We start from the raw sequence: 17,814 nt of genomic DNA, 5'->3' as shown, positions 1-17,814 counted from the left end.
ACCGACTCCTTCGTGCCGTGCCCGACGGCCGCCGGTCGCGGCCCTCGCGTACCGGTGCTTCTACCGAAACGGGACCTGTCGGACCACATCGTTCGCACAGTGTGCGAGCCGATCCGGACAGGTCGGGCATCGAGGGCGGTGTTGGGCAAGATCCCTCTTTCTGCCCAGTAGTGCGATGATCCATTCCCGCTCTTTCGGGTAATGGTGCGTGTGCGCTGCGTAATGGAAGCCTTGAACGCGAGACCGGTGTGCGATTCGGCGCCGGGCATACATGAGAGGGCATTTCCTTATGTCGGTAGGCGAAGAGGTCCGCACGGATCAGGGCAAGCCGCAGCAGTCCCTCGGGACGGCGGCTGCGCGGAACCTGGCCACCACCACCAAGTCCGTTCCGCAGATGCAGGAGATCAGCTCCCGCTGGCTGCTGCGCACGCTCCCCTGGGTGGACGTCCAGGGCGGCACGTACCGGGTGAACAGGCGCCTGACCTACGCCGTCGGCGACGGCCGCATCACCTTCGTGAAGACCGGGGACCAGGTGGAGGTCATCCCGGCCGAACTCGGCGAGCTGCCGGTCCTGCGGTCGTACGAGGACGAGGAGGTGCTGTCGGAGCTGGCCCGGCGCTGCCACCAGCGCGAATTCGCGCCCGGCGAGGTGATCGCCGACTTCGGCAACCGGACCGACGAGGTGTACCTGCTCGCCCACGGAAGGGTGGAGAAGGTCGGCACCGGCCCGTACGGCGGCGACGCCGTCCTCGGAGTGCTCGCCGACGGCGCCCACTTCGGCGACCAGGCGCTGCTCGACCCGGACGCCATCTGGGAGTACACCGTCCGCGCGGACACCGCGACCACGGTGCTGACCCTCAGCCGGCAGGACTTCGAGCAGGTGGCGGAGCGCTCCGACTCGCTGCGGGAGCACCTCGAGCGGGTGCGCGCGATCCCCGAGCAGCGGACCAACAAGTACGGCGAGAAGGCGGTCGAGCTGGCGGCCGGTCATTCCGGCGAGCCCGACATCCCGCACACGTTCGTGGACTACGAGTCCCGGCCCCGCGAGTACGAACTCAGCATCGCCCAGACCGTGCTGCGCATCCACTCACGCGTGGCCGACCTCTACAACCAGCCGATGAACCAGACCGAGCAGCAGCTGCGGCTCACGGTCGAGGCGCTCAAGGAGCGCCAGGAGCACGAGCTGGTCAACAACCGGGAGTTCGGTCTCCTCCACAACTGCGAGTACGACCAGCGGATCCAGCCGCACGACGGCGTGCCCGGCCCGGACGACCTGGACGAGCTGCTCAGTCGCCGCCGGGGCACGAAGCTGCTCCTGGCCCACCCGCGCGCCATCGCCGCGATCGGGCGCGAGCTGAACAAGCGGGGCCTGGTCCCGGAGACGATCGACATCGCCGGCAACCGCATCCCCACCTGGCGCGGTGTGCCGATCTACCCGTGCAACAAGATCCCGATCAGCGAGGCCCGTACGACCTCCATCATCGCCATGCGCACCGGCGAGTCGGAGCAGGGCGTCATCGGCCTGAGGCAGTCCGGCATCCCGGACGAGATCGAGCCGAGCCTGTCCGTCCGGTTCATGGGCATCAACGAGCAGGCCATCATCAAGTACCTGGTGACGGCCTACTACTCGGCCGCCGTCCTGGTGCCCGACGCGCTCGGCGTGCTGGAGAACGTCGAGATCGGCCGATGGAGGTGACGTTTCCGCACGTCGCGGCGGTGTCCCCGCCCACCGGGGCGGGTACACCCTCGGGGTACGTGTCCGGCCGGGTCGGCGACGCAGGCCTCCGCGGATCTGGTGAGGGGGAGGCATGGCCGAGTTCATGACGGAGACAGGACAGCGTGCCCCCGGCGTACCGCGCCCCGGCACGGCGGGGGCGCGGCGGGGGACGGCCGGCGACGGCCCTGCGGGTCCGCCCGACGGGCAGGAGGCGGTGGCGCTGCTGGAGGGCACCCGCGCCCTGGTCGACCCGGAGCTGCGCGCGGCCGTCGAGTCGCTGCCCGGCTCCATGCGCCGGATCGCGCTGTACCACTTCGGCTGGCAGCACGCGGACGGCACCCCGTCGGCGGGCAACGCCGGCAAGGCGATACGGCCCGCGCTCGTCCTCGCCGCGGCCGCTGCGGCCGGCGGCTCCGCGGCCCGGGCGGCGGCCGTCCGCGCGGCAGCGGCGGTCGAGCTCGTGCACAACTTCACGCTGTTGCACGACGACGTGATGGACCGGGACACCTCCCGGCGGCACCGGCCCACGGCCTGGACCGTGTTCGGCGACGCCGACGCGATCCTCGCCGGGGACGCCTTGCAGGCACTCGCCCTGCGGCTGCTCGCCGAGGACCCGCACCCGGCCTCGGTCCCGGCCGCGGCCCGGCTCGCGGCGTGCGTGGTGGAGCTGTGCGCCGGCCAGCACACCGACACCGACCTGGAGCGTCGTGCGCCGGACGAGGTCACCCTCGAGGAAGTGCTCGCCATGGCCGAGGCGAAGACCGGCGCGCTGCTGGGCTGCGCCTGCGCCATCGGCGCGCTGTACGCGGGTGCCGGGGAGGAACAGGCGGACGCGCTGGACGGCTTCGGCCGGCAGGCGGGGCTCGCCTTCCAGTTGATCGATGACGTCATCGGCATATGGGGAGACTCGCGGCACACCGGCAAACCGGTCGGCGCGGATCTCGCCGCCCGCAAGAAGTCCCTGCCGGTGGTGGCGGCGCTCACCTCCGGCACGCCGGCGGCGGCCGAACTCGCCGCGCTGTACCGGATGCCGTACGTCAAGGAGGAGTCGGAGGCGGCCGGGGAGATCGCCCGCACGGCACAGTTCGTGGAGTGGGCCGGTGGACGGGACTGGGCCCAGGCGGAGGCGGCCGACCGGATGGCCCGCGCCGTGCAGGAACTGGCCCGCGCGGTGCCCGACCCCGAGGCGGCGGGCGGGTTGCTGGCGCTCGCCGAGTTCGTGACCCGGCGCAGCGGCTGAGCGCTGCGGCACCGGCAGCCGGGAAGAACCCCGGAGCCCCGGGCCCGCGCGGCTCCTGACCCCGCGCGGTCACCGGGGACTCCGGCCAGGAGGGCCCCGCACACCCCTGTGGTGTGCGGGGCCCGCCGCTGTGCGCCGAAAACGCCTTGCGCTCACCCCAGTTGGAGTACTACAAATGAAGCACTACAAGCGGAGTGGTCAACTGGTCGCACCGAACCTCTACCCCTAAGGATCAGCTTGCGAAAGCTCACGTACTTCATCGCCTGCTCGCTCGACGGCTTCATCGGCGACGAGCACGGCGACGCCTCGGCGATGCTCCGCTTCCTGGACGAGGAGTACCTCGACTTCCTCAAGACGGAGTTCCCCGAGACCCTGCCCACCCAAGGCCGCGCACAGTTCGGCCTCGACGGTGTGGAGAACAAGCGGTTCGACACCGTGATCCAGGGCCGGGCCAGCTACGACCTGGCCCTCAAGGAGGGCATCACCAGCCCTTACGGCCACCTGCGCGAATACGTCGCCTCCCGCAGCCTGGGCGCGTCGCCCGACCCGAACGTCGAGATCATCGCCGAGGACCTGGCCGGCCGGGTCCGGGCGCTCAAGGCGGAGGACGGCGGGCTGGACATCTACCTGTGCGGCGGCTCATGCGTCGCCGGAGAACTGCTCGACGAGATCGACGAACTGGTCATCAAGTCCTACCCGATCGTCTACGGCACGGGCATGCCGATGTTCGGCACGGGACTCGACATCAAGGAGTTCACCCTCGACGGGGTGCGCACCTTCACGAACGGCGTCGTCGTGCGGACGTACGCGAGGAAGCGCTGAGCGTCCCGGCGCACGCCGGGAAGCACTGAGCCCGCAGCCGCTCTACCCTGAGGACATGGACAGGGAGCGATCCGTCTGTCCCCTCTGCGGACAGCCCGTCGAAACCATTGTCGGGCGGCACAAGACGCTGGGCGCCTGGGTGCCGGTCTGGGGTCGCGGCCCGTGCCGCAACCCCGACTGCCCGGCCCACGGCGAAGCCGCCGCCCCACCCACCGAACCGGCCACTCCATCCGCCGAACCCGCCGCCCCGGCCGCACGGCGGCAGCCCGAGGAGCCCGCCGGGAAGTGATCCCGGCCCAGGACGGGAGAGCGCCGTCCGCGGACGCTCCGCCGGGCCGGGCCGTAGCGTGGGCGCATGCCGAAACTGCCCCGCATCTTCCATGTCACCGAGCGCTCCTTGTGGGAGGCGGCGCGTGAGCACGGCGCCTACGAGGTGTCGACGCGTGGCCGCACTCTCCAGGAGGAGGGCTTCATCCACTTCTCCACCCGTGAGCAGCTGCCGCGCACAGCCGCTCTCCTCTATGGCGACTACGACGGCCCGGACGAGCTGGTCGTGCTGGTCGTCGACCCGGCCCGGGTCGGAGTCCCGGTGAAGTACGAGGCCGCGCGGCCGGGCGGGGAGGAGTTCCCGCACGTGTACGGGCCGGTGCCGGCCGACGCCGTGGTGGACGTGGAGCCCTGGGGATGAGCCGGCCGGGGGGCGCGCGACGCCGGTGACGGCGTGGGCCGTGGCCGTCGGGGAGCACTCGCGCTCGTGCTCCGGCAGGACGCCCGGCCGAAGGGCGCGCACCCGGAGAACGCGGACGGTTCGTCGGCCCGGCCCGACGTGAGGGGCGGCCGCAGCCGCCGTACGTCGCCGGCTGCTCGCCGGGCCCTCGGCAGGCCCCGGGAGGATCCCGTCGACATCCGCGTCCCCGTGCGTCTACGTGTCGACGGTCCGCTGACCGGCACCCGGCAGTCCGCCCGTCTCCGGGTCCCGGCCGGTCAGGCAGTACGTACCGCCGGCCGGATCGCGCAGCACCGTCCAGTGGGCGCCCCGGCGCACGAGGACGGCCCCCAGCTCTTCGTGTCGCGCGCGGACCGCGGCGATGTCCGCGCAGGCCAGGTCCGGATGGGCGGAGGCCGGCCGCTCGTCGTCGAGCCGCTGGAGCAGCAGCCGCACGGGCAGGCCCGCCGGCGGTCTCAGTACCGTGAACTCCGGCCGCGAGCCCGCCTGCCGCTCCCAGCCGGTGAGCCGGGACCAGAAGGCGGCCTCGGCGCCGTACGCGGACGGCGGGATGTCGAGGCACACCTGGTCCAGGCGGCTGCCCGCCACCACCGGCGGCCGTACCGTCTCCCCGTGCCAGGGCACGGCGCAGAACAACTGGCCTCCGGGTCACCGCAGTACGGCCCAGTCGCCGTGGTCCGCCACGAGGCCCGCGCCGAGTTCGCGGGCGGCCGCGGTCAACTCCCTTACGTCCTCGGTGCAGAGGTCGACATGGGCGCCGCCGTCTTCCTCGGCGACGCCCTGGAGCTTGACGCACGCGTCCGCCCCGTCGGCCTCGTCGGGCAGCAGCATCACGAACTCGCCCTGGTCGCCACGGGGTTCGGACAGCCGGGTGCCGGTGACGGCCGTCCAGAAGGCGCGTGCCTGGTGCAGGCGCGCGGCGGGCCGGTCGACGAAGGCGTACGTCCAGCGAATGATCATTCGGGAGTGTAGGCGTGAAGCCCCCGGAACCCGGGGGGAAGTCACTGCGCGGGCCGCTGGAGGAAGCGCAGCTGGTTCCCGGCCGGGTCACGGAAGGCGCAGTCGCGCACCCCGTACGGCTGGTCCGTCGGCTCCTGCAGCACATCCGCTCCGGACTCACGTACCCGCTCGAACAGCGCGTCGCAGTCCTCGGTGGTGAAGATGACGCCGCGCAGCATGCCCTTGGCGAGCAGTTCGGCCATCGCCTGCCGGTCGGCGGGGGAGGCGTCCGGGTTCGCGCCGGGCGGCTCCAGCACGATCTCCACGTCCGGCTGGAGCGGTGAGCCCAGGGTCACCCACCGCATGTTCTCGAAGCCCACGTCGTTGCGGACCTCCAGGCCGAGCACGTCACGGTAGAAGGCCAGGGCCTTGTCGTGGTCGTCCACCGCGATGAAACACTGCTTGAGTTTCACGTCCATGGGGCCACGCTAGGCCTCTTCCCCCCGTCGGGCCTCTTCGGTCCGTGACACGCGGGAGCTCACCAGGCCCGGCGGCGCGGGCGGGTGAACGTACGGGCCACGCAGGACGGGATCACCGCGCTCGCCTCGTGGTCGCGGGCCCGGTAGGCGCTCGGCGTCTCGCCGACCAGCTCGGTGAAGCGGGAGCTGAAGGAGCCGAGCGAGGTACAGCCGACGGCGAGGCACACCTCGGTCACGGTGAGGTCGCCCCGGCGCAGCAGCGCTTTGGCCCGCTCGATCCGGCGGGTCATGAGGTAGCTGTACGGGGTCTCGCCGAAGGCCTTGCGGAAGCTGCGCTGGAAGTGACCGGGGGACATCAGGGCGTCGCGGGCCAGCTCCGTCATGTCGAGCCGCTCGGCGTACTCGCGGTCCATGCGGTCGCGCACGCGGCGCAGCCGTCTGAGGTCCTCCAGGGCGGTCACCCCCTCAGCTTGGCACAGGACCGCACCACGCAGAACCGCCGGCAAAAGACCGCACCCGGTCTGCCCTGGACGCCGTTCTCGGCGGCCGGGCGGACCGGGTGCGGGCAGGAAGACCATGCGACCAAAGGCGTCGCAGGTCGAGCGGCATGATCCAGGATCAGGCCTTCTTGGTCTCCCAGAAGATCTTGTCGATCTGGGCGATGTAGTCCAGCGCCTTCTGGCCCGTCGCCGGGTCGGTGGACGCCTTGGCGGCCGAGAGGGCCTTCAGGGTGTCGTTGACCAGCTGGTGCAGCTCCGGGTACTTCTCGAAGTGCGGGGCCTTGAAGTAGTCGCTCCAGAGCACGGAGACGTGGTGCTTGGCCAGCTCCGCGCGCTGCTCCTTGATGACGGTGGCGCGCGCCTGGAAGTGGGGGTCGTCGTTGCCGGCCATCTTTTCCTGGACGGCCTTCACCGACTCCGCCTCGATGCGGGCCTGGGCCGGGTCGTACACGCCGCAGGGCAGGTCGCAGTGGGCGCTGACCTTGACCTTGGGGGCAAACAGGCGGGAAAGCATGGAGCATTCCTTCCTCGTGATCGTCTTCTCAGGTGCGACATTACTCCCTGAGGAAGGCGATTTCTCGGGTGCCCCCTAGGGCTTAGGACAAAAGTCCAGGGTGAGACTGAGACTGGTGGAGGAACGGACCGGGGAGGTGCCGGGGATGCCGGAGCTGTCGCAGGAGACCGAGCGGGGGAGGGCCGTGGCGCCCTTGGGGCTGGCCGAGGTGACGGGCCCGTCCATGGTGCCCACGCTCCAGCACGGTGACCGGCTGCTGCTGCAGTACGGGGCCGTGATCCGTCCGGGGGACATCGTGGTCCTGCGTCATCCGTTCCAGCAGGACCTGCTGGTCGTCAAGCGTGCCGTGGAGCGGCGCGAGGGCGGCTGGTGGGTGCTCGGGGACAATCCGTACGCGGGCGGGGACAGCACCGACTACGGGGTCGTGCCGGACGAACTCATTCTGGGCAAGGCGCGCTTCAGGTACCGGCCCGTGCCCGCGGGTCAGCGCTCGCCGCTGACGCTGGTGCGCTGGGCGCTCTCGGCCGCGAGGCCGCTCTTCTCCGAACGGTCGGCCTCCAGGCGCTTGCGGGCCCGGTAGGCGGCCACGTTGGCGCGGGTCGCGCAGCGGTCGGAGCAGTAGCGCCGGGAGCGGTTGGTGGAGGTGTCGAGGTAGGCGTTGCGGCACGGGGGCGCCTCGCACAGGCCGAGGCGGTCCACGCCGTACTCGGTCAGGTGGAAGGCCAGGCCCATCGCCGCGATCGCCGCGTAGCCGGCGGTGGCGTTGGACGGGTGGTCGGCCAGGTGCATGTGCCACAGCGGGCGGCCGTCCTCGTCGCGGTAGTCGTGCCCGGAGATCTGCGGGCTCACCGGGAACTCCAGCAGCAGCGAGTTCAGCAGGTCCACGGCGAGGGTCTCGTCGCCCTTGTCGGCCGCTTCGAAGACCGCGCGCAGCCGGGCCCGGACCGAGCGGAAGCGTGTGACGTCGGCGTCGGTGGCGCGGCGGGCCGCCGACGAATTCGCGCCGAACAGGTCGCGGACGGCCCCGACCGAGGTCAGGGCGTCCTTGCCCCGTGCCGGTTCCTCGCTGTTGACCAGACGTACGGCGTAATCCGAGTAATAGGCCAGTTCCACTTGTAGTCCTTACGGTGGCGCTTTATGGTCTTGTCTGCGGTCGGGTAACAGCCGGTCGTGTATCCAGGGTATTACGCGCAGCGAGGGGAGAGGGGTTTCCATGACCACGAGCACCGGAACCGACTGGGCGGCCTGGCAGGAGAGCTGGGACCGGCAGCAGGAGTGGTACATGCCGGACCGCGAGGAACGCTTCCGGACCATGCTCGACATGGTGGAGGCGCTCGTGGGCACCGCCCCGCGCGTGCTCGACCTGGCGTGCGGCACCGGCAGCATCACCGCCCGGCTGCTCGCCCGCTTCCCCGAGGCCACCAGCACCGGCGTCGACCTCGACCCGGCCCTGCTCGCCATCGCGCGCGGCACCTTCGAGGGCGACGACCGGGTCTCCTTCGTCACCGCCGACCTCAAGGACCCCGACTGGCGGGCGAAGCTGCCGTACGACTCCTACGACGCCGTCCTGACCGCCACGGCCCTGCACTGGCTGCACAGCGAACCCCTCGCGGCCCTCTACGGTCAGGTCGCGGAACTCGTCCGCGACGGCGGTGTCTTCATGAACGCGGACCACATGATCGACGAGACGACGCCCCGGATCAACGCGGCCGAGCGCGCCCAGCGCCACGCGCGCATGGATCAGGCCAAGCGGGACGGGGCCCTGGACTGGGCCGAGTGGTGGCAGCTCGCGGCGGAGGACCCCGTCCTCGCCGAGCCGACCGCCCGGCGCTTCGAGATCTACGGCGAGCACGCCGACGGGGACACGCCCTCGGCGGCCTGGCACGCGCGCGTACTGCGCGAGAAGGGCTTCGGCGAGGCCCGGCCGGTGTGGTGCTCGCCGTCGGACACCTTGCTGCTGGCACTGAAGTAGGCCCCTTCGCAGGGGGCAGACCCGCGGCGCTGTTCCGGTGGGGGTACCCGGGAAGCCCGGCCTGCTGCCCCGGCGGCATGGGGAAGGGCGGTACGGAGAACCCGTACCGCCCTTCCCCGGCGAAGCGTCAGAGCACCTTGGACAGGAACGACTGCGTCCGCTCGTGCTGCGGGTCGGTCAGGACGTCCCGCGGGTGGCCGGATTCGACCACCACACCGTCGTCCATGAACACCAGGCTGTCGCCCACCTCGCGGGCGAAGCCCATCTCGTGGGTGACGACGACCATCGTCATACCGGACTCGGCGAGGTCGCGCATGACGTCCAGGACGTCACCGACCAGCTCCGGGTCCAGCGCCGAGGTCGGCTCGTCGAACAGCATCAGCTTCGGGTCCATCGCCAGGGCCCGGGCGATCGCCACGCGCTGCTGCTGACCGCCGGAGAGCTGCGAGGGGTAGTGCCCGGCCCGGTCGGCCAGACCCACGCGCTCCAGCAACTGCATGGCCCGCTCCCGAGCCTGCGCCCTGCTCGTGCCCCGCACCTGGACCGGCGCCTCCATGACGTTGTCCACGGCCGTCATGTGCGGGAACAGGTTGAAGCGCTGGAAGACCATGCCGATGTCCCGGCGCTTCATGGCGACCTCGCGGTCACGCAGCTCGTACAGCTTCTCGCCCTGCTGGCGGTAGCCGACCAGCTCGCCGTCGACGTACAGCCGCCCGGCGTTGATCTTCTCCAGGTGGTTGATGCACCGCAGGAAGGTCGACTTGCCGGAGCCGGAGGGGCCGATGAGGCAGAACACCTCGCCCGGCTTCACCTCCAGGTCGATGCCCTTGAGCACCTCGACGTGACCGAAGGACTTGTGGACGCCCTCCGCCTTGACCATGGGGGCCGTCCCCTCGGGGGCGGTGTCGCTCTTGCTCAGCTTGTCGGTCATGCCATGCCTCCCTTCGGCCGGCCCAGGGAGAGCATGTTGGTCTTCACCTTCTGCCACGGAGTGGGCGGCAACTGGCGGCTGGAGCCGCGGGCGTAGTAACGCTCGATGTAGTACTGGCCGACGCTCAGCACCGAGGTCATGATCAGGTACCAGGCCGCGGCGAGGAAGTACATCTCCACCGGGGCGCCGGAGTTCTGGCCGATGTCCTGGGCGTAACGGAACAGCTCGGGATACTGGACGGCCGCCACGAGCGAGGTCGTCTTCAGCATGTTGATCACTTCGTTGCCCGTGGGCGGGACGATCACGCGCATCGCCTGCGGGATGATCACCCGGCGCAGGGTCTTGCTGTGGCTCATGCCCAGGGCGTGGGCCGCCTCGGTCTGGCCCTCGTCCACCGCGAGCAGACCGGCCCGGCAGATCTCGGCCATGTACGCCGCCTCGTTCAGACCCAGGCCGAGCAGCGCCGTCAGCAGCGGCGTCATGAAGTTCGACCAGTAGTCCTTGTAGAACGGCATCAGGTTGATGTACTCGAAGACCAGGCCCAGGTTGAACCAGAGGAACAGCTGGACCAGGACCGGCGTGCCGCGGAAGAACCAGATGTAGAACCAGGCGATCGAGGAGGTCACCGGGTTCTTCGACAGCCGCATCACCGCCAGGAGGACGCCGCCGACGATGCCGATCAGCATGGACAGGACCGTCAGCAGGAGGGTCTTGCCGACACCGGTCAGGATCCGGTCGTCGAAAAAGTAGTCCGGTACCGCGTGCCAGTTGATCCGGCCCTGGCCGAACGCGTAGATGATCGCGACGAGGATCGCGATCGCGATGACGGCGGAAACGTATCGTCCGTAGTGCCGGACCGGGATGGCCTTGATGGCCTCCGGGCCGGCCGGGGGAGTGCCCGGCTCCCCTGCCGTCTTCTTGATGTCAGTCACGGGTGTTGCCTCTCAGTGGCCGCTCGTGATTCCGCGGGTCACTTGCCGCCGTTGATCACGGACTCCTTGACGGCGCCGTCCTGGGCGCCCCACTTCTCGAGGATGTGCTGGTACTCGCCGTTCTTGATGATCGCGCCCACCGCCGCCTGCAGGGCGTCCCGCAGCTGGGTGTCCTTCTTGGAGACCGCGATGCCGTACGGGGCCGCCTCGACCTGCTCGCCGACGATCTCGAAGTCCTTGCCGCCGCCGGAGGTCTTCACGGCGTACGCGGCGACCGGGAAGTCGGCGGACACGGCGTCCGCACCGCCCGAGCGCAGACGGGTCTGGGCCTGCTGGTTGTCGTCGAAGGCCTCGATGCTGAGCTTCTTGCCGCCCGGACACTTCTTGGCCTGCTGCTTGGCCAGGTCCTCCGAGGTGGTGCCGCGCTGGACGGCGAGCTTCTTGCCGCAGAGGTCCGTCCAGTTCGTGATGCCCTGGGTGTCGCCCTTGCGCGTGTAGATCGAGACGCCGGCGGTCAGGTAGTCGACGAAGTCGACGCCCTCGCCGACCTTCTTGCCGGTGTCCGGGTCGACGCCCTCCTGACGGTTCTTGTTGTCCGTCATGGCCGACATCGCGATGTCGTAGCGGTCCGAGCGCAGACCGGTGAGCAGGCCGTCGAAGGTGCCGTTCTCGAACTGGAACTTCACGCCGAGCTGCTTGCCCATGGCAGCCGCCAGGTCGGGGTCCAGGCCGACGACGTTGCCGGAGGAGTCCTTGTACTCCACCGGCGCGTAGGCGATGTCCGATCCGACCTTGATGACACCCGCGCTCCGGATGTCCTGCGGGAGCTTGTCGGCGAGCGGGGCGCTGGTGGCGGACGCGCTGCCGGAGTCCTTGTTCTTGTCCTTGGTCTGGTCACCGCAGCCGGTGAGCAGCAGGGCGCCTGCGACCGCGATCGCACCGACCGCTGCCAAACGGGAGTGCGCGGCGGTGGTACGACGGGTGGAGCTTGCGGTCATCGTGGTTCCTCCGGCGGATGGGAAGAGTTGCCGATGGGTCGACGGAAACACACACCTTCGGGTGTCGCGACCTCGTGGGTTTACCGCATCTTGCCATTCGGACTACGCCATTCAGGGGAGTCGCTATGTCAAAATCGGATAACGGGTGACCCCCGAACCGCATCAGGTCGGTACATCCTCGGTCCATCGCCACCGAACCATCTGCGGGAATCCAGCCTTCCGGCCGGAAAATCTTCAGTGCGTCTCACGATGTGATCATCCGGGACGCTGTCCCTTTCGCACCGTTCGGGCCCCTCGTCACCACTCCGCGCCACCTTGGCATGGCCTGGACGCCGGGTCGCGGTGCCGCCGGCCGCGCGTCACCTCGGCGTGCCTTTCCGCTTCCGCGATGTGACCTTGCACCTAATGGACTCGTCGTGAGTGCCGTCCGTCCGGTAAGAAAGGTCTTTACACCCCTCATCCGGGGCTCAGGGCGCGTGTGCGGCGCGCCCGTCGCGTATGTGCTCGTACGTATCCGCAATCGAGCCGTACGCGGTGCCCGCCCACCCCTCACCAGGAGTGGTCGACCCTCAAACCATGCATAGCTAAGGGGTACAACAAAGTGGCAGCGGAGATCGTCAATCCTCGCAGCGACGGCAGTACGGATCAGGACGGCGGGGCCGAGCCCCTCGATTCCTTCGATCCGGCGTTCGCGCTGCACCGCGGCGGCAAGATGGCCGTGCAGGCCACCGTGCCGATCCGGGACAAGGACGACCTTTCCCTCGCGTACACGCCCGGCGTCGCTCGCGTGTGCACCGCGATCGCGGAACAGCCGGAGCTGGTCAACGACTACACATGGAAGTCCTCGGTGGTCGCCGTCGTGACCGACGGCACCGCCGTGCTCGGACTCGGGGACATCGGTCCCCAGGCCTCCCTCCCCGTGATGGAGGGCAAGGCGATCCTCTTCAAGCAGTTCGGCGGCGTCGACGCGGTGCCGATCGCGCTCGACTGCACCGACGTGGACGACATCGTCGAGACCGTCGTCCGGCTCGCTCCCTCCTTCGGCGGAGTGAACCTGGAGGACATCTCGGCGCCCCGGTGCTTCGAGATCGAGCGCCGGCTCCAGGAGCGCCTGGACATCCCGGTCTTCCACGACGACCAGCACGGCACGGCCGTCGTGACGCTCGCGGCGCTGCGGAACGCGGCGCGGCTGAGCGGACGTGAGATCGGGCAGTTGCGGGCCGTCATCTCGGGCGCCGGCGCGGCCGGTGTCGCCATCGCCAAGATGCTGGTCGAGGCCGGCATCGGGGACGTGGCCGTGGCGGACCGCAAGGGTGTCGTGTCGGCGGACCGGGCGGACCTGACGCCGGTCAAGCGCGAGCTGGCCTCCTTCACCAACAAGGCCGGCCTCACCGGCACGCTGGAGGACGCCCTCGCGGGCGCGGACGTCTTCATCGGCGTCTCCGGCGGTACGGTCGCGGAGGCGGCCGTCGCCTCCATGGCCGAAGGCGCCTTCGTCTTCGCGATGGCCAACCCGAACCCGGAGATCCACCCGGAGGTGGCGCACAAGTACGCGGCGGTCGTCGCGACCGGGCGCTCGGACTTCCCGAACCAGATCAACAACGTGCTGGCCTTCCCCGGGATCTTCGCGGGCGCGCTGCAGGTGCGGGCCACGCGGATCACGGAGGGCATGAAGATCGCCGCGGCGGAGGCGCTGGCCTCGGTGGTCGGGGACGACCTCGCCGCCGACTACGTGATTCCGTCGCCGTTCGATGAGCGCGTCGCTCCCGCGGTGACCGCCGCGGTGGCCGCGGCCGCTCGGGCTGAAGGAGTCGCCCGGCGCTGACGTCGGCCGAAATGGTCCCGTCCGGGTGGGCGGGACCATTTTTCTGCCCACCCGCCCGTGCCGTCAGGCGGTGACGAGGGTGCTTCTCAAAGCTCGTCGCTGCCGCGCTGCGCTGTACGGGTGCCCGTGCGCAAGAGGGCATGTGTCACAGGGCCCCGCGGTTCCGTCGGCTGGGCGCTCCACCTATCGTCGAGCCCATGTTCGCTGTCTACGCCGCCCGAATCGACCGCGACCAGCCGCTCACCGGCCTCGAGTTGGGGGAGCGTCCGGCTCCCGAGGCCCGTCCCGGCTGGAGCACCATCACGGTGCGGGCCGCTTCCCTCAACCACCACGACCTCTGGTCCCTGCGCGGCGTCGGCCTCCCGGAGGACCGGCTCCCGATGATCCTCGGCTGTGACGCCGCCGGCATCGACGAGGACGGCAACGAGGTCGTCCTGCACTCCGTCATCGGCCAGACCGGCCACGGGGTCGGCCCGAACGAGCCGCGCTCCATCCTCACCGAGCGCTACCAGGGCACCTTCGCCGAACAGGTCGCCGTACCGACCTGGAACGTCCTGCCCAAGCCCAAGGAACTGTCCTTCGCCGAGGCCGCCTGTCTGCCGACCGCGTGGCTGACGGCCTACCGGATGCTCTTCACCAACGCCGGGGTACGACCGGGCGACTCGGTCCTCGTGCAGGGCGCGGGCGGCGGTGTCGCCACGGCCGCGATCGTGCTCGGCAAGGCGGCGGGCCTCAGGGTCTTCGCCACCAGCCGGGACGAGGCGAAGCGGAAGCGGGCCCTGGAACTCGGGGCCGTGGAGGCGGTGGAGCCAGGAGCGCGGCTGCCGCAGCGGGTCGACGCCGTCATCGAGACCGTGGGCGCCGCGACCTGGTCCCACTCGGTGAAGTCGCTGCGGCCCGGCGGCACGATCGTCATCTCCGGCGCCACCAGCGGCGACCGGCCCTCGCACGCCGAGCTGACCCGGATCTTCTTCCTGGAGCTGAAGGTGGTCGGCTCCACCATGGGCACCAAGGACGAGCTCGAGGACCTGCTCTCCTTCTGCGCCGCCACCGGTGTACGGCCCGTCATCGACGAGGAGCTGCCGCTGGACCGGGCCCGTGAGGGCTTCGAGCGGCTGGCCTCCGGGGGGCAGTTCGGGAAGATCGTGCTCACCACCCCCTGAAGTCCGCCGCGCCTGTGAGATCCCTGCAGGCGGACAGAGCCGACAGGCGGGCCCGGGATGCCGGGCCCGCCTTTTCCACGGCCCGGGTGTCAACTGTGGTTGACAACGGCAGGCGTGTCAACGTAGGTTGACATCATGACGGAGGCAACCGATCTCGCCGAGCGAGCCGGTGACCGTGACCCGCGGGTGGGACTGCGGGCCGTGGCCGCGCTGCGCAGGCTGCTGGAGCAGCTGGAGGCGGTGCAGGTGCGCAATGCGCGCAATCAGGGCTGGTCGTGGCAGGAGATCGCCGCGGAGCTGGGTGTCAGCAGGCAGGCCGTGCACAAGAAGTACGGGAGGCGTTGATGTTCGAGCGGTTCACGAAGGACGCCAGGACGGTCGTCAAGGAGGCGTTCGCCCATGCGGAGGGGGGCCGGGCGCAGACCGTCGAGCCCGAGCACCTGCTGCTCGCGCTCCTCGACCGCGACGGCAGCCGGGCATCCTTCGCGCTTGCCGCCCTCGGGCTCGCCGAGCGGCGCGAGCCGGTGCGGCAGGCCCTGGCGGAGGCGCGGCGACGTGCCGGACTGACCCGGGCCGACGCGGACGCGCTGGCGGAACTGGGCATCGACGTCTCGCAGATCGTGGCCCGGGTGGAGGAGGCGCACGGGGTCGGGGCGATGTCCGGCGACCGGAAGGACGCTCACCGGTGGTCGGGGCGCCGGCCGAGCTTCAGCCGGGGCGCGAAGGACGTCCTGGAGAGGTCCCTGCGCATCGCCCTCGCCCACCGCGACCGGCACATCGGCGACGAGCACCTGCTGCTGGCGCTCACGGTCCTGCCGGGTGTGGCGGCCGAGGTGCTGGCCGATCAGGGGGTGACGTACGCGTCGGTGACCCGGGTGCTGTACGGCGAGGGGGAGGCGAAGGCCGGCTGAGCGCCGGCCGGTCGCAGTCCCGCTCCCGTCGGTCAGGCCTTCGGCGCCCGCAGTATCGCCCCGATGTGCGCCGCGGCCGTCGACAGGTGGCGGCGGGCGTCGCGCAACTGGTCGGCGGTGATGCCGTGGTCGCGGGCCGTGTCGCGGATGTCGTCACGGAAGCGGTCCAGGAGGCGGTCCAGATCGCGGGCCGGGTCGCCGGTGACGTCCTCGTGGGCCCAGGAAGGCTCGTACGCGGCCGGGAAGTCCTCCGGGGTGGCGGAGTAGTGGGGTTCGGTCGCGGGCGTGGACCTGGTCGTGCCCTCGGGGGCGCGGCCGAAGGACCAGTCCTTGCCGAACTCCTTGCCGAACTCCTTGCCGAAGTCCTTTCCGAACTCGCCGAACTCCTTCGCCAGCTCGGTCAGGCCCTCACGGACGCCGGTCGGCCAGTCGCCGCGCGCGAAATGGTCCTGGACCCGGTCCTGGACCCGCCGGGCGATCCGCTGCATCTCCTCCTGTGCCTGCGCCCGGGCCCGCGCCTGGGCCTCCTGCGCCTGCCGGCGGGCCTGCTGGGCCTCCTCGCGGGCCCGGCGGCTCTCGTCCTTGGCGCGGCGGGCCTGCTCCTTCCACTCCTGCTTGACCCGGCGCATCTCCTCCTTGGCGGCGCGCCAGGCCTCCTTGTCGTCCAGGTCGGCGCGCTCCCCGAAGGGGCCCGCCGCGGCCCCTGCCGCCGTGCCGCCCCGGCGCGCCTCGGAGGCCGCCGCCCGCATCTCACGGCGTAGGTCGCCCGCCGCGCCGCGCACATCGGCCCGTATCTCGGCGGCCAGTTCCGCGACCGACTCGCGGATCTCCAGTTCGAGGTCGGCCAGCTCACCGCTGCGGTCGGCCAGTTCGGCGCGGCCGGCGTCCGTGATGGAGTACACCTTGCGGCCGCCCTCGGTGGTGTGCCGGACCAGGCCCTCGGCCTCCAGCTTGGCCAGGCGGGGGTAGACGGTGCCCGCCGAGGGGGCGTACAGCCCCTGGAAGCGCTCCTCCAGCAGCCTGATGACCTCGTACCCGTGGCGCGGGGCCTCGTCGAGCAGCTTGAGCAGGTACAGGCGGAGGCGGCCGTGGGCGAAGACGGGGGGCATGTCAGAGCACCTTCTTGTCGGTCGTGCCGTCGGCCGGGGCGTCGGTGGCGCCGGTGCCCCGGCCGGAGACGGAATTGTCCCCCGGAGCGGCCGACGCGTCGTCGACCGGGTCGGGTGTGGCGCCGGTGCCGGAGTTCCGTGGGGGCTCGGCCTCCCAGAAGGCGCTCTCCTCCTCGTCGTCGCGGGGCGGGCGGCGCAGGAGGGCGATCGAACCGGAGACCGTGGTGGCCCGGAGCCTGCCGGTGCCCGCGCCGAGCCGGCCGGTGATCTTGTGGGCGCCCCACTGGCCGTGCACCCGCAGTCCGTCGAAGGCGTTGGAGATCGTGCCGCTCGCCGTGTTGGCCTCCACCTCGGCGTCCGCCGGGTGCGGCAGGCGGATGGCGATCTCGCCGGAGACGCTGGTGAGACTGACCTCCGTCGGGCCGTCCGGGTCCAGGTCGACGATCATGGAGCCGCTGACGGAGTCCGCGCGGACGGAGGGTCCGGAACCGTCGACCACGGTCAGGTCTCCCGAGACGGAGTGGAAGCGCAGGTCGCCGGTGACCGCCTGGGCCTCCAGGTTCCCCGAGACGGTGTCCGCCCGGACCGGGCCCGCGACGCCGACCAGGGTGGTGTCGCCGGTCACGCCCTTGATCACCGCCGGGCCGCGGATGCCGGAGACGACCGCGCCGGCGCCGACCACGCCCACCTCCACGCGCGTGCCGGCCGGGACCGCCAGGGAGACGACGGCGCTGCGGCGCCAGCCCTTGCGGTCGAGCCATTTCAGGAAGCCCTTCCAGGGCAGGTCGTCGTAGGCCACCGTGAGGGTGCCGCGCTTTTCGGTGACCACCAGGGGCGGTCCCTCTATCTCCGAGACCTCCAGGCGGGCGGAACCTTCGTCCGTGCCCACCACGTTCACCGTTCCGTTGACGATGCGCACGTGCAGGTCGCTCACGGTGGTGTCGAAGGTCAGCTTCTGGGGCTCGGCGACGGACCACTCGGACATGGGGGGACCTCCTCGACGGGACCAGGCGCGACGCGCCATATCGTGTCCAC

General features: G+C 70.9%; 20 protein-coding genes and 1 pseudogene. 11 read left to right on the top strand and 10 right to left on the bottom strand.

Annotation, left to right across the window (positions count from 1 at the left end; genetic code table 11):
• Window positions 1-289 precede the first annotated feature (289 nt).
• From ACGFRF_RS09015 to ACGFRF_RS08995, 5 genes are all read left to right on the top strand, one after another.
• Window positions 290-1,696, top strand: a complete 1,407-nt coding sequence (locus ACGFRF_RS09015) for a family 2B encapsulin nanocompartment shell protein (RefSeq protein WP_393737943.1) — start codon at window positions 290-292, stop codon at window positions 1,694-1,696.
• Window positions 1,697-1,808: 112 nt separating this feature from the next.
• On the top strand, window positions 1,809-2,957 hold the full coding sequence (locus tag ACGFRF_RS09010; protein WP_393737942.1) for a family 2 encapsulin nanocompartment cargo protein polyprenyl transferase: 1,149 nt from the start codon (window positions 1,809-1,811) through the stop codon (window positions 2,955-2,957).
• Between the two features lie 237 nt (window positions 2,958-3,194).
• Window positions 3,195-3,779 carry a dihydrofolate reductase family protein gene (locus ACGFRF_RS09005; RefSeq protein WP_393737941.1) on the top strand — a complete coding sequence of 195 codons (585 nt, stop codon included), beginning with the start codon at window positions 3,195-3,197 and terminating at the stop codon, window positions 3,777-3,779.
• A gap of 55 nt (window positions 3,780-3,834) precedes the next feature.
• The gene (locus ACGFRF_RS09000; RefSeq protein ID WP_393737940.1) at window positions 3,835-4,068 is read left to right on the top strand and encodes a hypothetical protein; all 234 of its coding nucleotides are present in this window, start codon (window positions 3,835-3,837) and stop codon (window positions 4,066-4,068) included.
• 66 nt (window positions 4,069-4,134) lie between these two features.
• A complete protein-coding gene (locus ACGFRF_RS08995; protein WP_393737939.1) occupies window positions 4,135-4,467 on the top strand; it encodes a DUF952 domain-containing protein in 333 nt (110 codons plus the stop codon).
• 234 nt (window positions 4,468-4,701) lie between these two features.
• On the opposite strand, the pseudogene ACGFRF_RS08990 reads toward ACGFRF_RS08995, so the two are convergent.
• From ACGFRF_RS08990 to sodN, 4 genes and pseudogenes are all read right to left on the bottom strand, one after another.
• A pseudogene (locus ACGFRF_RS08990) lies at window positions 4,702-5,466 on the bottom strand (VOC family protein).
• Window positions 5,467-5,507: 41 nt separating this feature from the next.
• On the bottom strand, window positions 5,508-5,924 hold the full coding sequence (locus tag ACGFRF_RS08985) for a VOC family protein (RefSeq protein ID WP_393737938.1): 417 nt from the start codon (window positions 5,922-5,924) through the stop codon (window positions 5,508-5,510).
• Window positions 5,925-5,983: 59 nt separating this feature from the next.
• Window positions 5,984-6,337: a helix-turn-helix transcriptional regulator gene (locus ACGFRF_RS08980; RefSeq protein WP_393738308.1), complete on the bottom strand. Its 354-nt coding sequence runs from the start codon at window positions 6,335-6,337 to the stop codon at window positions 5,984-5,986.
• Between the two features lie 205 nt (window positions 6,338-6,542).
• Window positions 6,543-6,938, bottom strand: coding sequence for a superoxide dismutase, Ni (gene sodN, locus ACGFRF_RS08975; protein ID WP_014674929.1), 396 nt, complete (start codon window positions 6,936-6,938; stop codon window positions 6,543-6,545).
• A gap of 145 nt (window positions 6,939-7,083) precedes the next feature.
• Here sodN and sodX point away from each other — a divergent pair, with 145 nt between their 5' ends.
• The gene (gene sodX / locus ACGFRF_RS08970; protein WP_393738306.1) at window positions 7,084-7,518 is read left to right on the top strand and encodes a nickel-type superoxide dismutase maturation protease; all 435 of its coding nucleotides are present in this window, start codon (window positions 7,084-7,086) and stop codon (window positions 7,516-7,518) included.
• On the opposite strand, the gene ACGFRF_RS08965 is transcribed toward sodX, so the two are convergent.
• Window positions 7,422-8,051: a CGNR zinc finger domain-containing protein gene (locus ACGFRF_RS08965; protein WP_393737937.1), complete on the bottom strand. Its 630-nt coding sequence runs from the start codon at window positions 8,049-8,051 to the stop codon at window positions 7,422-7,424. The two genes, sodX and ACGFRF_RS08965, sit on opposite strands and share 97 nt — an antisense overlap.
• 100 nt (window positions 8,052-8,151) lie before the next feature.
• Between ACGFRF_RS08965 and ACGFRF_RS08960 the strand changes: the two genes are divergently transcribed.
• Window positions 8,152-8,910 (top strand): class I SAM-dependent methyltransferase, encoded by a 759-nt coding sequence (locus tag ACGFRF_RS08960; protein ID WP_393737936.1) that lies wholly within the window; start codon window positions 8,152-8,154, stop codon window positions 8,908-8,910.
• A 127-nt stretch (window positions 8,911-9,037) separates the two neighbouring features.
• On the opposite strand, the gene ACGFRF_RS08955 is transcribed toward ACGFRF_RS08960, so the two are convergent.
• Genes ACGFRF_RS08955 through ACGFRF_RS08945 form a run of 3 tightly spaced genes read right to left on the bottom strand, consistent with a single transcriptional unit; the run spans window position 9,038 to window position 11,771 of the window.
• Window positions 9,038-9,841 carry an amino acid ABC transporter ATP-binding protein gene (locus ACGFRF_RS08955; protein ID WP_393737935.1) on the bottom strand — a complete coding sequence of 268 codons (804 nt, stop codon included), beginning with the start codon at window positions 9,839-9,841 and terminating at the stop codon, window positions 9,038-9,040.
• Window positions 9,838-10,773: an amino acid ABC transporter permease gene (locus tag ACGFRF_RS08950; protein ID WP_393737934.1), complete on the bottom strand. Its 936-nt coding sequence runs from the start codon at window positions 10,771-10,773 to the stop codon at window positions 9,838-9,840. Before ACGFRF_RS08950 ends, ACGFRF_RS08955 begins: the two co-directional genes overlap by 4 nt.
• 38 nt (window positions 10,774-10,811) lie before the next feature.
• Entirely contained in the window at window positions 10,812-11,771 is a 960-nt protein-coding gene (locus ACGFRF_RS08945; RefSeq protein ID WP_393737933.1) for an ABC transporter substrate-binding protein, read from the bottom strand.
• Window positions 11,772-12,372: 601 nt separating this feature from the next.
• On the opposite strand from ACGFRF_RS08945, the gene ACGFRF_RS08940 reads away from it, so the two are divergent.
• The 4 genes from ACGFRF_RS08940 (at window position 12,373) to ACGFRF_RS08925 (ending at window position 15,670) form a co-directional block, all read left to right on the top strand.
• A complete protein-coding gene (locus tag ACGFRF_RS08940) occupies window positions 12,373-13,596 on the top strand; it encodes an NADP-dependent malic enzyme (RefSeq protein ID WP_393737932.1) in 1,224 nt (407 codons plus the stop codon).
• Between the two features lie 197 nt (window positions 13,597-13,793).
• Entirely contained in the window at window positions 13,794-14,759 is a 966-nt protein-coding gene (locus tag ACGFRF_RS08935) for a zinc-binding dehydrogenase (protein ID WP_393737931.1), read from the top strand.
• Between the two features lie 135 nt (window positions 14,760-14,894).
• Entirely contained in the window at window positions 14,895-15,104 is a 210-nt protein-coding gene (locus tag ACGFRF_RS08930; protein WP_073889424.1) for an HTH domain-containing protein, read from the top strand.
• Window positions 15,104-15,670, top strand: a complete 567-nt coding sequence (locus tag ACGFRF_RS08925; protein WP_393737930.1) for a Clp protease N-terminal domain-containing protein — start codon at window positions 15,104-15,106, stop codon at window positions 15,668-15,670. Before ACGFRF_RS08930 ends, ACGFRF_RS08925 begins: the two co-directional genes overlap by 1 nt.
• A 32-nt stretch (window positions 15,671-15,702) precedes the next feature.
• Here the strand turns inward: ACGFRF_RS08925 and ACGFRF_RS08920 are convergent, their stop codons facing one another.
• Together ACGFRF_RS08920 and ACGFRF_RS08915 are read right to left on the bottom strand one after the other, a co-directional pair.
• The gene (locus tag ACGFRF_RS08920; protein ID WP_393737929.1) at window positions 15,703-16,779 is read right to left on the bottom strand and encodes a PadR family transcriptional regulator; all 1,077 of its coding nucleotides are present in this window, start codon (window positions 16,777-16,779) and stop codon (window positions 15,703-15,705) included.
• Between the two features lies 1 nt (window position 16,780).
• Window positions 16,781-17,764, bottom strand: coding sequence for a DUF4097 domain-containing protein (locus ACGFRF_RS08915; RefSeq protein ID WP_393737928.1), 984 nt, complete (start codon window positions 17,762-17,764; stop codon window positions 16,781-16,783).
• Window positions 17,765-17,814 lie beyond the last annotated feature (50 nt).

Origin of the sequence: Streptomyces sp. NPDC048521 (genome assembly GCF_043199855.1) — a bacterium.
Lineage (GTDB): Bacteria > Actinomycetota > Actinomycetes > Streptomycetales > Streptomycetaceae > Streptomyces.
The sequence above is the reverse complement of the archived record's forward strand: the minus strand, read 5'-3'. Positions and strand labels throughout refer to the sequence as shown.